The 16387-nt window shown below is 30.7% G+C and carries 15 protein-coding genes; 14 read left to right on the top strand and 1 reads right to left on the bottom strand.

Annotated features, from left to right (window positions below; genetic code table 11):
• Window positions 1–371: 371 nt before the first annotated feature.
• The gene (gene asnA, locus BR82_RS0102755) at window positions 372–1379 is read right to left on the bottom strand and encodes an aspartate--ammonia ligase (RefSeq protein ID WP_027088925.1); all 1008 of its coding nucleotides are present in this window, start codon (window positions 1377–1379) and stop codon (window positions 372–374) included.
• A gap of 277 nt (window positions 1380–1656) precedes the next feature.
• Here asnA and proB point away from each other — a divergent pair, with 277 nt between their 5' ends.
• The 14 genes from proB to dprA all read left to right on the top strand — a co-directional run bounded on the left by proB (window position 1657) and on the right by dprA (window position 16325).
• Window positions 1657–2790, top strand: a complete 1134-nt coding sequence (gene proB / locus BR82_RS0102760) for a glutamate 5-kinase (protein ID WP_027088926.1) — start codon at window positions 1657–1659, stop codon at window positions 2788–2790.
• Complete coding sequence (locus BR82_RS0102765; protein WP_240474502.1) at window positions 2787–4016, top strand: glutamate-5-semialdehyde dehydrogenase; 1230 nt, start codon at window positions 2787–2789, stop codon at window positions 4014–4016. The genes proB and BR82_RS0102765 overlap by 4 nt, the downstream gene beginning before the upstream one ends.
• 213 nt (window positions 4017–4229) lie before the next feature.
• Window positions 4230–5042 (top strand): endonuclease/exonuclease/phosphatase family protein, encoded by an 813-nt coding sequence (locus BR82_RS0102770; protein WP_027088928.1) that lies wholly within the window; start codon window positions 4230–4232, stop codon window positions 5040–5042.
• A gap of 73 nt (window positions 5043–5115) precedes the next feature.
• On the top strand, window positions 5116–5535 hold the full coding sequence (locus tag BR82_RS0102775) for a C-GCAxxG-C-C family protein (RefSeq protein ID WP_027088929.1): 420 nt from the start codon (window positions 5116–5118) through the stop codon (window positions 5533–5535).
• A 111-nt stretch (window positions 5536–5646) separates the two neighbouring features.
• Window positions 5647–6099 carry a MarR family winged helix-turn-helix transcriptional regulator gene (locus BR82_RS0102780; RefSeq protein WP_027088930.1) on the top strand — a complete coding sequence of 151 codons (453 nt, stop codon included), beginning with the start codon at window positions 5647–5649 and terminating at the stop codon, window positions 6097–6099.
• A complete protein-coding gene (locus BR82_RS0102785; protein ID WP_027088931.1) occupies window positions 6099–8327 on the top strand; it encodes an ABC transporter ATP-binding protein in 2229 nt (742 codons plus the stop codon). Before BR82_RS0102780 ends, BR82_RS0102785 begins: the two co-directional genes overlap by 1 nt.
• Entirely contained in the window at window positions 8320–10170 is a 1851-nt protein-coding gene (locus BR82_RS0102790) for an ABC transporter ATP-binding protein (RefSeq protein WP_027088932.1), read from the top strand. Before BR82_RS0102785 ends, BR82_RS0102790 begins: the two co-directional genes overlap by 8 nt.
• An 80-nt stretch (window positions 10171–10250) precedes the next feature.
• Window positions 10251–11570 (top strand): replication-associated recombination protein A, encoded by a 1320-nt coding sequence (locus tag BR82_RS0102795; protein ID WP_027088933.1) that lies wholly within the window; start codon window positions 10251–10253, stop codon window positions 11568–11570.
• A gap of 196 nt (window positions 11571–11766) precedes the next feature.
• Entirely contained in the window at window positions 11767–12606 is an 840-nt protein-coding gene (locus tag BR82_RS0102800) for a DUF368 domain-containing protein (protein WP_027088934.1), read from the top strand.
• A 185-nt stretch (window positions 12607–12791) separates the two neighbouring features.
• Complete coding sequence (locus BR82_RS0102805) at window positions 12792–13040, top strand: hypothetical protein (RefSeq protein ID WP_027088935.1); 249 nt, start codon at window positions 12792–12794, stop codon at window positions 13038–13040.
• A 432-nt stretch (window positions 13041–13472) separates the two neighbouring features.
• The gene (gene lepB, locus BR82_RS0102810; protein ID WP_027088936.1) at window positions 13473–14018 is read left to right on the top strand and encodes a signal peptidase I; all 546 of its coding nucleotides are present in this window, start codon (window positions 13473–13475) and stop codon (window positions 14016–14018) included.
• Window positions 14019–14030: 12 nt separating this feature from the next.
• Window positions 14031–14897, top strand: a complete 867-nt coding sequence (gene ylqF / locus BR82_RS0102815) for a ribosome biogenesis GTPase YlqF (RefSeq protein WP_027088937.1) — start codon at window positions 14031–14033, stop codon at window positions 14895–14897.
• Window positions 14884–15504 carry a ribonuclease HII gene (locus tag BR82_RS15050; RefSeq protein ID WP_024720599.1) on the top strand — a complete coding sequence of 207 codons (621 nt, stop codon included), beginning with the start codon at window positions 14884–14886 and terminating at the stop codon, window positions 15502–15504. The genes ylqF and BR82_RS15050 overlap by 14 nt, the downstream gene beginning before the upstream one ends.
• A gap of 68 nt (window positions 15505–15572) precedes the next feature.
• A complete protein-coding gene (dprA, locus tag BR82_RS0102825; RefSeq protein ID WP_027088938.1) occupies window positions 15573–16325 on the top strand; it encodes a DNA-processing protein DprA in 753 nt (250 codons plus the stop codon).
• The last annotated feature ends 62 nt before the right edge of the window (window positions 16326–16387 follow it).

Consider the following 16387-nt stretch of genomic DNA (forward strand, 5'->3'; position numbering starts at 1 on the left):
CAGGTAATAAGCGATTACGAGTAAAATTTGAGATTGGATCATGGCAGAAGCACTGAATCCCTTCAAGAGTAAAATCGATAGATTGATTGAGAATCTTTTTGATCTTTTTTGGTGAATAGTAGATGTTTGAATTTGAATGTTTCATCATATGTAATACCTCCTAAAAAATACATCTACTAAAAAGGGCTAGTAATGAATATTTTGCTATTCATTACTAGCCACACGATTCTCACTATTTGTCAATAGCTAAATAAAAAAGTCTCTTTAAATTACATTAAAGAGCTTTTTCAGTATTTTAATGCCTAACTTAATGACATTGGATCGATCACCAGTATTTTTAATTACTGTGATTCTTCCTTATTTTTATTCAATTATAGTAAATGGATGTTATGTTTCTCACATTCATCGATTACTTCTTGAGGCCAAATACTAGCTTGAACTTCACCGACATGAGCTTTTTTTAATAATAGCATACATAATCGTGATTGTCCGATTCCCCCACCAATAGTATATGGCAATTCTTTATTAAGAATCTGTTTATGATAAGGTAATTCTAAACGTTCTAGACAATTTTCAGCTTCTAATTGTTTTACTAAAGCATCTTCATCAACTCTGATTCCCATTGATGAAATTTCTAGAGCGCATTTAAGTGGTTCAAACCAAAATAAGATATCGCCATTTAAATCCCAATCGTCATAGTCTGGTGCTCGACCATCATGTTTGATTCCACTTTTTAATTTCTTTCCAACTCCCATGACGAAGATGCAGCCATATTCTTTACACATTGCTGTTTCACGCTCAGTTGGTGTTAGATTAGGATAACGATCTTCTAACTCTTGTGATGTAAAAAAATGAATTCTATCTGGTAAACGATTAACAGCATGAGGGTATTTATACCAAACTTCATGTTCCATGTGTTTAATTACTTTAAAAATCTTTAAAACATGACGTTTAAGAGTATTTTCGTTTCTTTCAGATTTAGAAATAATTTTTTCCCAATCCCATTGATCAACATAGTATGAGTGCAGATTATCAACAGCTTCATCTTTTCTAATAGCATTCATGTTTGTATATAGACCTTCATGCATTTTAAAGCCATATTTTTTAAGAGCCATCCGTTTCCATTTTGCTAATGAATGAACGACTTCGATTGTTTCATCAGGTATTTCTTTGATTTCAAATGAGACCGGATTTTCTACACCATTTAAATTATCATTTAAACCACTATTTTTCTCAACAAATAATGGAGCTGATATTCTAGATAACTGTAAAGCTCTTCCGATTTCTTTTTGGAATGTATCACGAATATATTTGATTGCTTCCTGAGTTTGACGTAAATCTAAAACAGGATCATAATTTTCAGGTATAATTAATTTCATTGTAGTAATAACTCTCCTTTAATATTTTTCTACATTGTAACATGTATAAATACTTAGATACAATAAGAAAATAGAGTAATTTTGTAAACTTTTAAGGTGATTTATAAACGTTAAAGGTTTATAAATGAAATTTAGGAAATATTTTTTTAAATATTCAATTTATATTTATTGAAATTAACATTAATTAAATCCATTATATTATTTAGTAAGAAAATATTTGTTGTTAAGTAGTGATAAAACTTGTATAATTAAGAAAATAATTGCAGGGGGAATTAGTATGCGAGATTTGAGTAAAATAAAAAATTTGATTATTAAGATCGGGTCTTCGTCATTATGTGATGATCAGGGAAATATAAATAAAGAAAAAATTTTAAACTTAATTCAGCAAATAGCATATATTAAGCGTAAGGGGATCAAAATTACACTAGTCAGCAGTGGAGCAATCAATGCTGGCGTTCATGTAATGAAACTCGATGAGCGGCCTCAGACAATTCCTAAAAAACAAGCCCTGGCAGCTATTGGTCAAGCCTCGTTAATGCAAATATATGAAGATCTGTTTAGTTTGTTTAATTTAAAGTGTGCGCAAATATTGTTAAATCATGATGATTTTGATGATCGAAAACGGTTGATGAATTTCAATCATGCGATGCAGGCATTAATTGAGTATGATGTCGTGCCGATCATTAATGAAAATGATACTTTGGCAGTCGATGAGATCAAAGTTGGGGATAATGATACTTTGGCATCACTGATCGTACCAGCTGTAAGTGGTGATATGCTAGTGCTGGTTAGTGATATTGATGGTTTATATGATGATAATCCGCATATCAATAAGAAGGCTAAGTTGATTAGAAATGTTAATGGTATTACTAAAGAAATTGAAAATATGGCTAAAGATGCTTCGAGTAAAGTTGGAACAGGCGGGATGATCACTAAGATCAAAGCTGCTAAAATATGTAATGAATTTGGCTGTGATATGGCAATTGTTAATGGGGCTCAAGCAAATGTTTTAATAGATTTGATTGAAGGTAAAGAAGTAGGAACATATTTTAATAGTGATGCTGGTAGAAAGTTAAACTCGCGACAGCACTGGATCATGTATCGAAGTATGCCCAAAGGGAGTATTATTGTTGATGATGGTGCTAAAATGGCATTGATCAATAAACATACTAGTTTATTACCTAAAGGAATCGTAGATGTGAAAGGAAATTTTTTAATTTCTCAAATCGTCGATATAAGAGATCTTAATGATGATTTTTTAGCACGAGGAATGGTTAATTATTCAAGTGATGAAATTAAGTTGATCAAAGGTTTAAATACAAGTGAAATCGAAAAAGTGTTACATTATAAAGACTATGATGAAGTTATTCATGCAAATAATCTGGTCTTAGTAGAAGGGGTGAAGAAATGATGATTGAAGAACAATTAAAAGAGGCTAAATTAGCTTGTCGTAAAATGCAAAATATTGATAAATATACTAAGATGGATGCTTTAGATGCTATTAGTAAAGGACTATTAGATAATATCGATTATATTTTAGGTGAAAATGCTAAAGATATTGCAAATGCCAAATATAATGGAATTAGCGATGCGATGGTTGATCGTTTATTGTTAACAGAAGAAAGAATCAAGTCGATGGCCAAAGATGTTGAAAAGATTGCAGATTTAAAAGACTGTATTGGTGAAGTAGTACGTGAAATCAAACGTCCGAACGGATTAGTTATTGATCAAGTACGTATTCCTATCGGGGTAGTTGCAACAATTTATGAATCACGACCTAATGTTACCGTTGATATTGCTTCAATCTGTATCAAAACTAATAATGTCTGTGTTTTAAAAGGTGGGAAGGAAGCAATCTATTCAAATATCGCTTTAGTTAATGTTATTAATATGGCAATTAAAGATATTTTACCTGATAATGTTGTAACGTTAATTGAAAATACAGACCGTAGTATCGTTACAGAGATAATTACAGCTAATCAATATGTCGATGTTGTGATACCTCGCGGTGGGGCAGGTTTGATTCAGCATGTAGTAAATAATGCAACAGTACCAGTAATTGAAACTGGAGCAGGGATCTGTCATTTATATGTCGATAAAGATGCCGATTTGCAAATGGCTGTAAAAATTGCAGTCAATGCCAAAATTTCAAGACCTTCAGTTTGCAATGCGATTGAAACGATTTTAGTACATCAAGATATTGCTAATGCTTTTTTGACAAGCTTGAAACCAGAGTTTACAAAAATCAAGATTTATGGCAATCCTGAAGCATTAAAGTTTATTGATGGGGAGTTAGCAACATCTAAAAATTATGCTACTGAATACGATGATTATATTTGTAATATTAAAGTGGTCAAAAATGTTGACGAGGCAATTGAACATATTTATAATTATTCGACTAAACATTCTGAAAGCATTGTCAGTGAAAATGAAAATACAGCTAAATATTTTATGGAATCTTTAGATTCAGCTTGTGTATATCATAATGCTTCAACGAGGTTTACTGATGGTGGCGAATTTGGTTTTGGGGCTGAAGTGGGTATAAGTACGCAAAAATTACATGCCCGAGGGCCAATTGGATTACAAGAGATGACATCAACAAAATATATGATCTATGGAAAAGGACAGATCCGATAAATATAAATAAAAGTGTCTAGTGTTTTTATACCTAGATATTTTTTATGCAAATAAATAATTTAATTACCTGTTTTTTGTAAAATGTTTGTAAATTTATGTGATATTATAGAAAATTTATCTAAAATTAACGAATTATTTAAAAAATATTGACGCAAATTAAGTTTATCATATAGATTAAGTATAGAAGATGATAATGTATGGCAGGTGAAAGAGATGAAAAAAATATTGAAATTAATGATATGTATTGTCATTTTATTATTTGTTGTTGTAGGGCGTTTTTATTATAGTGTTTATGCTAGTGAATATGATTGTGATCTATCTAATGATGATAGTTTAAATATAGATGATTTTGATAGTTTACGGATCGGTAGTTATAATATAAAATCTTTGAATTATGGAAAAGAATCTTTAGAAGATTTTAATAATGATATTAGTGGACTTGATCTTGATGTTATTTGTTTACAGGAAGTTGATAAAAATGCTTACCGTTCAGGTAATTATGATATGCTGGAAGAAATGGCAGAGGCTAATGGCTATGCATATTATCATTTTTATTCAACGATGTGGATCTTAGATGGTTATTATGGTTTAGGCATCTTAAGTAAATACCCAATCATTGAAGTATCGGCGAAACTTTTACCAAATAGTTTATTGAAAGAACCACGAATATTAACTAAAACTACGATTGCTTTTGGTAATAAAGAAATCGATATCTATAACACTCATTTAACATATGAAAATAATGATTATCGTATTTCACAAATGGATTTTGTTAAAGAAGAAGTTGATTTTGATGATTATGCAGTTTTAGCCGGTGATTTTAATTCTTTTGGGATGAATGGTGATTTTGAACTTGAAGGTATTAAAAGTATTAATGATGAAAAAGAATATATGACATTTCGTGATTTTGCTGCCCCAGATGATATCTTTTATTCTGATAAATTTACAGTAAATGATCAAGGGTTGATCATGTCATCTTTTTCAGATCATAATCTTTTGTATGCAGAATTAAAACTGGAAAATTAATTATCGGATTCTTGACAATATTTGTAAATATCACTACACTATAAATAGCAATAAGGAAGGTAAGGATCAAACTATGAATATTGAAGAAAGAGTAAAAAAGGCTTATGATTTGCATCATATGGGTTATAATTGTGCTCAGGCGGTATTAGGAGCATATGTTGATTTGTTAAATATTGACATGGATCAAGCTATGAGCATCGCCTATGGTTTTGGGGGCGGTGTAGGAATGACTAGAGAAATCTGTGGAACTTTGACTGGTGGGGCGATGGCATTAGGTCTAAAATATGGTAAAGGTGAAGCTGATGTAAAGCAAAAGAAATTTGTTAATGAAAAGGTAGCTGCTTTATGTAAAGAATTTGAAGAATCACATGGTTCAGTTATTTGTGGTGAGTTATTGGGAATTAGAAAAACAGATAAAGAAGTTAATCGTGCTACATGTGATGATCTAATTGCTGAGGTTGTTAGATTATTGGAAAAATATTTAATTGATTAGAAGATGTCGTTTGACATCTTTTATTTTTTTATTGACATTAGTTTGTGTACTAACTATAATGATTAGTATACTAACCATTGGTTAGTATTAACTGATGAAAGGAGGTAGAAAATGGAAGAGACTAATTTTGATGATATAAAAGAATTGTTTGATAATTTTCAAAATTTTCATAAAAATGTACATTATACAATGAAGGGAAAAACAGAACATTTTGATATTTCAATCGATCAAACGAAATTGCTTATGATGTTACAGAAACATCACAATATTAATCAAAATGCTTTAGCAAAAAAGCTTAATGTCACTAAGGCTACTTTATCAGTTAGGTTGCAGCGTTTGGAAAAGTTGGGTTATCTTATTCGCGTTCAAGATGAACACGATAAGCGTAATTATGTCTTAAACATTACAAATACTGGGGAAGCTTTTATCGAACAAGCAACTAAAATTATGAAAGAAAAGATTATGATTTTGTTTAAAGGAGTTTCAAAAGAACAGATTAATGTGATAAATGATGTCATAAAAATTATGAAAAAGAATATTGAAGAATGTAAAGGAGAGAAATGATGCTAAAATTAAAAAATTATTTTAAAAAATTTTGGGCACCGATTTTGCTTTGTGTAGGTTTATTATTCTTGCAATCACAATCAGAATTAGCATTACCTGATTATATGTCGGATATAGTATCGGTTGGTATTCAAGCAGGCGGTTTTGATAGTGCGGTTAGTGATGTTTTAAGTGAAGATACGTATAATCATTTACTAGTTTTGATTGATAAAGATGACCAGGATTTTTTTAAACAGTCCTATAAATTAGTGGATAGTAAGGATATTGATAAAGATACTTTAGATAAGTTTCCTAATGCTAAAGGTCAAAATATCTATACTTTAAAAGATCTTAATGATAAAAATATGGATGAATTAGAACAGGTTCTTGAAAAACCAATGTTATTAGTAACATCAATAGATACAATGGATCCAAGTTCTAAAGAATATCAAGAAAAATTTGGTAATTTACCTGAAGGGATGAGTCCTTACGATGCTCTGGCAATGATTCCAGATGATCAAAAAGCAGAAATGTTTAGTGAAATTGATAGTCAAATGGAAGCAATGGGAGAGTCTACACTAAAAATTGCTGCTGGTAATGGGGTAAAAGCTGAATATACAAAACTTGGCTGTGATATTGATCAAGTTCAAAATGAGTATATTTTAATGGCCGGAGTTAAAATGTTAGGAATTGCTCTTGTGGGAACTGTCTGTGCCATTGCCTGTGGTTTTTTAGCTAGTAGAGTTGGATCAGGTGTAGCTAGATTATTACGTGGCGATGTTTTTAAAAAAGTTGAAAGTTTTTCTAATGAGGAATTCAATAAGTTTTCAACAGCTTCTTTGATTACGCGAACCACTAATGATATTACGCAGGTTCAGATGGTTGTAATCATGTTTATTAGAATCGTCTGCTTTGCACCGATGATGGGAATAGGAGCATTGATCAAAGCATTTCAAAATACACCATCAATGACATGGATCATCGGATTAGTATTAGTTGTTATCTTTTTATTAATTGGAATTACTTTTGTGATCGTAATGCCAAAATTTAAAATTGTTCAGTCATTGATCGATAAACTTAATTTAACGATGCGTGAAAATCTATCAGGAATGCTGGTTATTAGAGCCTTTGGAAATGAGGAACATAGTGAAAAAAGATTTGAAAAAGCCAATTCTGATTTAACAAAAGTTAATTTATTTGTCAATCGGACAATGGCTTCGATGATGCCAATCATGATGTTTATATTTAATGTTGTTAGTTTGTTGATTGTTTATTACGGTGCTAAACAAATTGATTTAGGAAATATTGCGATTGGTCAGATGATGGCATTTATGCAATATGCAATGCAGATCATTATGTCATTTTTAATGATTGCCATGATTGCAATCATGTTACCACGTGCTAGTGTCGCTGCTGATCGTGTTTATGAAGTATTATCAATGGAACCAAAGATCATAGATCCTCAGGAGCCAAAATCTTTTGATGATAGTAAACGGGGCTTAGTTGAATTTAAAAATGTTACATTTAAATATCCTGGAGCTCATGAAGCGGTCTTAGAAAATATTAGTTTTACAGCTAAACCAGGGCAAACAACTGCTTTTATTGGTTCAACTGGTTCAGGGAAAAGTACATTAATCAATTTGATTCCACGATTCTATGAGGTCAGTGAAGGAAAAATTGAAGTTGATGGTGTTGATATTAGGGATGTTAAACAGCATGATTTAAGAGAAAAGATTGGTCTAGTTCCGCAAAAAGGATTATTATTTTCGGGAACGATTAGATCTAATTTGACTTACGGAGCACCAGAGGCAACCGATGAACAGTTAGAAGAAGTTATTAAAATTGCTCAAGCTAAAGAGTTCATCGATCATAAAGAAGAGCGTCTAGATTCAGAAATTTCTCAAGGTGGTACAAATGTTTCTGGGGGACAAAAACAGCGTCTAGCAATTGCAAGAGCTATTGCTAAAAATCCTGAAATATTTATTTTCGATGATAGTTTCTCAGCTCTTGATTTTAAAACGGATGCTAAATTACGCCGTGAATTAAATGAGATGATCAAGAAAACTAAAAATACTGTTTTAATCGTTGGTCAACGTATTGCTTCGATCATGTCAGCAGATCAAATCATCGTTTTAGATGAAGGAAAGATCGTTGGTAAAGGTAAACATAGTGAATTGATGGAAAATTGTAAAGTATATCAAGAAATAGCTTATTCACAATTATCAAAGGAGGAATTAGGACATGAGTAGTAAAGAAAAAAGAAATGGTCCTAAATTCGGACCAGGAATGCAGGGAATGCGTGGTGGTGAAAAGGCTAAGGATTTTAAAGGCACGCTTGGAAAGCTATTTAAATATTTGAAACCATATTATTTTAAATTGGTAATAGTAATAATTTTTGCTGTGGCTTCAACTGTATTTTCAATTGTAGGACCAAAAATCTTAGCTAAAGCAACAGACAAATTAGGTGAAGGAATTATGGCTAAGGTCAATGGTACTGGCGGAATCGATTTTGAATATATTAGTTATATTATCTTGATTTTAGTTGGACTATATTTATTAAGTGCATTATTTAGTTATGTTCAAGGTTTTATCACTTCTACAGTATCCCAAAAAGTGGCATATGATTTAAGAACATCAATTTCTACTAAGATGGATAAAATGCCATTAAGTTATTTTGATAAACATACAAGTGGTGATATTTTAAGTCGTGTTACTAATGATATTGATACAATTGCCCAGTCATTAAATCAAAGTATGTCACAGGTAATTACTTCTAGTGTTACTGTAGTTGGTATCTTTATCATGATGTTGAGCATTTCGCCACAAATGACATTGATCGCTGTTTGTGTTTTACCTGTTTCAATGATTTTAATTGCTTTGGTTATGAAGCGTTCACAAAAATATTTTGCAAGACAGCAGCAGGCTTTAGGCGATGTAAATGGTCATATCGAAGAAATGTATGGTGGTCATAATGTAGTTAAAGCTTTTAATGGTGAAGAGGCTTCAGTTGAGCAGTTTAATGAATATAATTATAGTTTATATGAAAGTGCCTGGAAATCACAATTTTTCTCAGGATTGATGCAGCCAATTACAAACTTTGTTGGAAATGTTGGCTATGTAGCTGTTTGTTTATTAGGTGGTGTTTTAGCTGGTGGTGGTAATATCACAATTGGTGATATTCAAGCTTTTATTCAGTATGTTCGTCAATTTAATCAGCCAATTAGTCAATTAGCACAAACGATGAATATGTTACAAAGTACAGCAGCAGCGGCAGAACGTGTTTTTGAATTTTTGAATGAAGAAGAGTTAGAATTGGAAACACCAAAAGTAACAAGTGAAGAAGTTAAGAAAATCAATGGTTCGGTAACTTTTGCTGATGTTAATTTTGGATATGTAAAAGATCAAACGATCATTAATGATTTTAGTTTACATGTTCATTCTGGACAAACGGTAGCAATCGTTGGTCCTACAGGTGCTGGTAAGACAACGATTGTTAAATTATTGATGAGATTTTATGAGTTGAATGGTGGTTCGATTTTAATTGATGGTAAAGATATTCGTGATTTTGCTCGTAAAGATTTAAGATCATTATTTGGAATGGTTTTACAAGATACTTGGTTATTTAATGGAACAATCAAAGAGAACTTAATGTATGGTAAACTTAATGCTAGTGATCAAGAAGTTAAAGAAGCTTGTAAAGTTGCTAATGTTGACCATTTTGTTCAAACTCTTGAAGATGGTTATGATACGATCATTAATGAAGAGTCATCAAATATTTCTCAAGGACAAAAGCAGTTATTGACGATTGCTCGAGCATTTTTGAAGAATCCTAAGATCTTGATTCTTGATGAAGCAACTTCATCGGTTGATACAAGAACTGAAGTCTTGATTCAACGAGGAATGGAAAAATTAATGGAAGGAAGAACAAGTTTTGTCATTGCCCATCGTTTATCAACGATTCGTGATGCTGATACGATCATTGTTATGAAAGATGGCGATATTGTTGAACTTGGTAATCATGATTCTTTAATTGAGAAAAATGGTTTCTATGCTTCTTTATATCAATCTCAATTTGAAGGGATAACTGAATAATAATTAAATGAGCGGATGAATTTTATTCATTTTGCTCTTTTTTATATTGTATAATAGTAGATGAATGGAAGTGATAGAAGATGAAACAAAAGACGCTATTTACACATATTAGTAATGAACCGTTAGCTAATCGTTTAAGACCTAAAACTCTGGAAGATTATGTAGGACAGAGTCATTTAGTTGCACCAGGAAAAATTTTGTACCAGTTGATCAATAGTGATACTTTACCTTCAATGATTTTTTGGGGGCCTCCAGGTGTTGGTAAAACAACACTAGCAAGAATCATTGCCAATCAAACAAAAGCAAATTTTATTAATTTCAGTGCTGTTACTAGTGGTATTAAAGATATTCGAAGTGTTATGAAAAAGGCCAAGGATATACAGGAACATGGAGAAAAAACAATTGTTTTTGTTGATGAAATTCATCGTTTCAATAAAGCTCAACAAGATGCTTTTTTACCGTATGTTGAACAAGGAAGCATTATTTTGATTGGTGCAACAACAGAAAATCCATCATTTGAGATTAATTCAGCTTTGCTATCGCGTTGTAAAGTATTTACATTAAAAGCACTAACGAGTGATGATATTGTAAATTTATTACATCGCGCTTTAAATGATGAAAACGGTTTTAAAGGAGAAAATATAATCATTGAAGATGATTTATTGTATATGATTGCAAATTTTTCTAATGGTGATGCAAGAGTAGCAATAAACACTTTAGAAATGGTAGTTTTAAATGGAAATATCGATAAAGATAAGATATTTATTACTAATGAAACAGTTGAACAATGTATCAACCAAAAATCATTATTGTATGATAAAAATGGTGAAGAACACTATAATATTATTAGTGCTTTGCATAAATCAATGCGTAATAGCGATGTTGATGCTTCAATCTATTGGCTGGCTAGGATGCTTGAAGCAGGTGAAGATCCTTTATATGTAGCTAGACGTTTGATTCGATTTGCATCAGAAGATATTGGAATGGCCGATAGTCGTGCTTTAGAAATAGCCACAGCTGCATATCAAGCTTGTCATTATATTGGAATGCCTGAATGTAATGTTAATTTAACTCATTGTGTAACTTATTTAGCTTTAGCGCCTAAATCGAATGCTTTATATATGGCATATGAAAAGGCCAAAAATGATGCATTAAATACTGTTGCTGATCCTGTACCATTACATCTTTGTAATGCTCCAACACAATTAATGAAAGAATTAAATTATAGTAAAGGCTATCAGTATGCTCATGATTATGAAGATAAAATAACAAATATGCAGTGTTTACCTGATCGTCTTAAAGATCAACGCTATTATTTTCCTACTAATCAAGGGACTGAAGCAAAAGTGATTAAACGGCTGGAGCAGATAGCTTATTTAAAAAAAAGATATCATAAATAAATATTTTATAGATAAAAGGTAAATATTTACTGTATAAACATGGATCATAATTGATAAAAATTATTAATTTAATAAATAACCTAACTTCTTTAGTTAAGAAAATAAAATCTCTTCTTTAGTTAAGAAAATAAAATCTCTTGTTATCTCTAAAAGATTTGATTATAATAGGGATAAATTAAATAACAAGGAGAAGTATATGATAAAAAATATAATCGGTGGTATTGCCATAGGTATTGCCAATGTAATCCCAGGTGTTAGTGGGGGAACCATGATGGTTATTTTAGGTATTTTTAATCCTATGATGGATGCTATTAGTGGCATTTTTAAACGTGAAAATCCTAATCGAAAAAGAGATATTATTTTTATTTTTCAAGTATTGATTGGTGCTGCTGTTGGAATTATTGGTTTTGCTAAAATTTTAGAAGTACTATTTAATTATTATCCAACTCAGACGATCTATTGGTTTATTGGGCTGATTGCATTTAGTATCCCTTTATTTTTAAAAGGTGAGATGAAAGGGCAAAAGTTGGCTGTGATTCCATTTATTTGCGGTCTAGCAATTATTTTTGCTTTAGAATATTTTAATCCTGGTGAAGGTAAAACAGTTGTAAATCCTGATTTTCCAGCGTTGAGTGCAGGTCTATTTATTAAGATGGTAATAATTGGGGCTATTTCTGGAGCAACGATGATCATGCCAGGTGTTAGTGGTAGTATGGTATTGTTGATTTTAGGAGAGTATTATTTATTTAAATCTTATCTAGCAAATGTTACTAGTTTTAGTTTAGATGTGATTCTGCCACTTGGTTTTATGGCAATCGGAATTGCTGTAGGTATTGTTATTAGTGCTAAATTATGTTCTTATTTTACTAGAACACATAAAGCAGGATTTTTAAGTTTGATACTTGGCTTGATCGTTGCTTCATCGTTAGTATTAATTCCTTTTGATGTTAGTTATGATCTTAATTTAATCATTACATCATTAGCAGCTGTTATTTTTGGTGGAATAATTGTTTTAGGTTTATCTAAAATTCAATAATTTTAAAATCAATAATGCTTTTTAGTATTATTGATTTTAATTTATAAAAAATTATTTTTTCTATTTATGATGTTTATAAACTAAAAAAATTACTCTTTTGGCTAAAAAAATGACAAGAGAGTGTCATAGGGAAGTGACATATTGACGATTTTGTGTTAGTATTGGACTAAAGGGGGGATAAAGAAATGATTACGTATAAAAAAGCAACAACAAAAGATGAAATCATTAAAACTATTCATGAGATGGATTTAGAATATGTTAGAGAATATGGTACATCAATAGTAATTCCGTTTGTTGATAAAAAGACAAGAAAAATTATTGAACGAGAACTAAAAAAATTAAAAATATATCATAAAGTAGAACTTATTATGACTAATGATATAAAAGCAATGCATGAACATGTATTAAAAGAATACAAAAAAACAGTGTCATAGTTTTTTAATTCTTATCCATAATCAAAAATATATTTACAAAAATTTAATAACAACATTAGATGTATTGAAATTCTATTTTCCATGTAAAAAATAATTTATCTTAATAACAACATTAGATGTATTGTAAAGAATATCTAGGTTTAAGATATATTGAGATAATAATTTATTAACCCATATGGATATTTATAGTATTAATACATGTTTATTAATAACCTAGATTAGGATAATGGTGATTTAGAATCATAAATAAGTAAATTTATTTAAAGATATTTAATCTTTAAAGAATTCTTTTATGTTACAATAAAATGTTTACAAATATGTGAAAATAGGTATTATTTTAACTGTAAAGTGTTAAAAAATAGAATTTTTGAAACTAATGTTTCTTTTTTTTATAATCTTTTGTATAATAATTCTATTGCAGGAGGCTTTCAGATGACAAAGAAAAAAGAACTAGTTAAGTTTTCAATTGAAATGATAGCGATCGTTGCAGTAACAGCAGTTGTTTTTACGAAGATCGTGATTCCCGTAAAAGTAGATGGGGAAAGTATGTATCCTACATTGCATGATAAGGATACTGCAATAGTAAATGCTTTGTATTTAGGTAAAAATGATATAAAACGTTTTGATATTGTCGTTTTGAAATGTGAAAAATTAGATAAAGATATCATTAAAAGAGTAATTGGACTACCTGGCGATACTATTGTTTTTAGTAATGATAAATTATATATAAATGGTTCATATTATGCAGAAGATTATTTAGATAAAGATTATATTGAAGAAGCGAAAGAAAGATATGCTACTGATCTATTTACAAATGATTTCGAAGTAACATTAGGCGATGATGAGATATTTGTTTTAGGCGATAATCGCTTACGTTCAGCTGATTCAAGAACACTAGGGACTTTTAAGTATAGTGATATTGTTGGTAAAAAAGGAGTAATCATTTATCCATTTAGTAATATGAAGTTTATTGATTAAAGGAGGTAAAGTATGTCGAAGAAAATTCAATGGTTTCCTGGACATATGGCTAAAGCTCGTCGGGAAATTAGTGAGAAAATGAAATTGATTGATATTGTTATTGAGTTAGTAGATGCTAGAGCACCACTTTCATCAAAGAATCCTTTATTTAATCAAGTCTGCAATAATAAGCCCCGCTTAATTGTTATGACAAAAAGAGATCTAGCTGATGAAGAAATAACTGATAAGTGGATCAAATATTTTAAAAACAAAGGGATTCATGCAATATGTGTAAATTTGAAAAACTTCAATGAATATTATTTAATAATTGATCTTTGCAAAGATATTTTAAAAGAAAAGATGGAACGTGAAGCCAAGCGAGGTCTTAAGCCCCGAGCGATGAGAGCGATGGTATTAGGAATTCCCAATGTTGGTAAATCAACTTTTATTAATCGTCTTGCTAAGCGTAAAGCGACAATTACGGGCAATCGCCCTGGTGTAACTAAAGCACAGCAAATTATCAAGGTTGATAAAGATTTTGAATTATTTGATACACCGGGAGTTCTATGGCCACGATTTGATGATATAAATACAGCTCGTAATATTGCTTTGATCGGATCAATCAAACAGGATATTTTACCATTAGATGAATTGTTTATTTATGCAGTCAAATATTTAGAAACAACATACTATCAAATGGTTAGTAAACGTTATAATATTGAAATCGATTTTGATAGTGACTGGGTGGAAAAAGTTTATGATGATATCGCGAAAAATCGTAAAATTAAACCAGTGCGCGGTTATACAGACTATGATCGGGTAATGGAAGTGTTTTTTAATGATATATTTGATGGCAGTATGGGAAGAATTACATGGGAGAAACCAGATGAATCGCTATGAGTATGAAAGTAAATATTACCAGATGGGCTATGATTATATTATTGGTCTAGATGAAGCTGGTCGTGGGCCAATGGCAGGCGAATTAGTTGTAGCTGGTGTAATCTTTCCAAAAGGTTTTTATGATGAAAAAATTAATGATTCAAAGCAGCTTTCAGAAAAAAAACGTGAAGCACTGTATGATTTGATTGTCGAAAATGCTTTAGCTTATGATATTGAAATTATTAGTGTTGAGGATGTTGATAGTTTAAATGTATATCAAGCTAGTAAGCTGGGAATGGAAAAATGTATTGAAAATTTAAAACGTGAAAAGATGTTTGCATTAAGTGATGCAATGCCTCTAAATTATGCTGATCATGAAGCTATCATCAAAGGTGATGCTAAAAGTATTTCTATTGGGGCAGCTAGTATATTAGCTAAGGTTACAAGAGATCGATTAATGAAAGAATATGCTAAAATTTATCCAGAGTATGGTTTTGATAAACATAAAGGTTATGTTACAAAGATGCATAAAGAGGCAATTGAGAAATATGGAGTTTGTCCAATTCATCGTAAATCTTTTGCACCAGTACAAAAAATTTTAAATAAACAGATGTCATTTGATTTTTAAATGACATTTTTTATTTTTTGTAGTAATTTTTGTTTTTTTGGAGTAAAAGATAATGAGGTGATAAATTTATGGAAGAAATTTTGTTATATTTCTCATTAAAATATGAAGGTGATTTTGATGAAATATATGGAGCTTTACAGCAAAAAGAAAAAGTTGATGAAAATTTGAAAGAAAAGTTATTTAAAAGTTTAAAAACCAGGTATACAACCATAATATCCAAAGATTATCCGATCAGTTTAAAAGAAATCAGCTGTCCACCTTTTGTATTATACTATCATGGAAATTTAGGGCTGGTCAAAAATAAGTGTATTGGTGTTGTCGGAATGCGCCATCCTAGTGAATATGGGATTGAGGTGACAAAAATGATGGTTGAGCAGTTAGTAAAAGAAAACTATACAATCGTAAGTGGCCTGGCATTAGGAATCGATGTTACAGCTCATAAAAGTGCGATGAATAGTTTTGGGCAAACAATTGCGGTATTAGGAAGTGGAATTGATTATTGTTACCCTTTAAAAAATAAGTCAGTTTATCAGGCTATGAAATGTAATCAGTTGATTATTAGCGAATATCCAGGAAATCTGGTGCCAAAGAAAGTTAATTTTCCGCGGCGAAATCGCATAATTTCAGGATTAAGTGAATCTATATTAGTAACAGAAGCAAATTTACGTAGTGGAACGATGATTACAGTAGGGCATGCTTTAGAGCAGGGTAAAGATATATACTGTATCCCTAGTAGAATTACGGATTCTTTAGGGTGTAATCATTTGATTCAACAGGGAGCAAAATTGATAGTTGATATCAATGATATTATTGATGATTAAATATTTTTTTAAATTTTAGTTGACAAAAGTTAAAAAAAAACTAATAATTGTGTTATTCGTGT

Source organism: Thomasclavelia saccharogumia DSM 17460 (assembly GCF_000686665.1).
Taxonomy (GTDB): domain Bacteria; phylum Bacillota_I; class Bacilli_A; order Erysipelotrichales; family Coprobacillaceae; genus Thomasclavelia; species Thomasclavelia saccharogumia.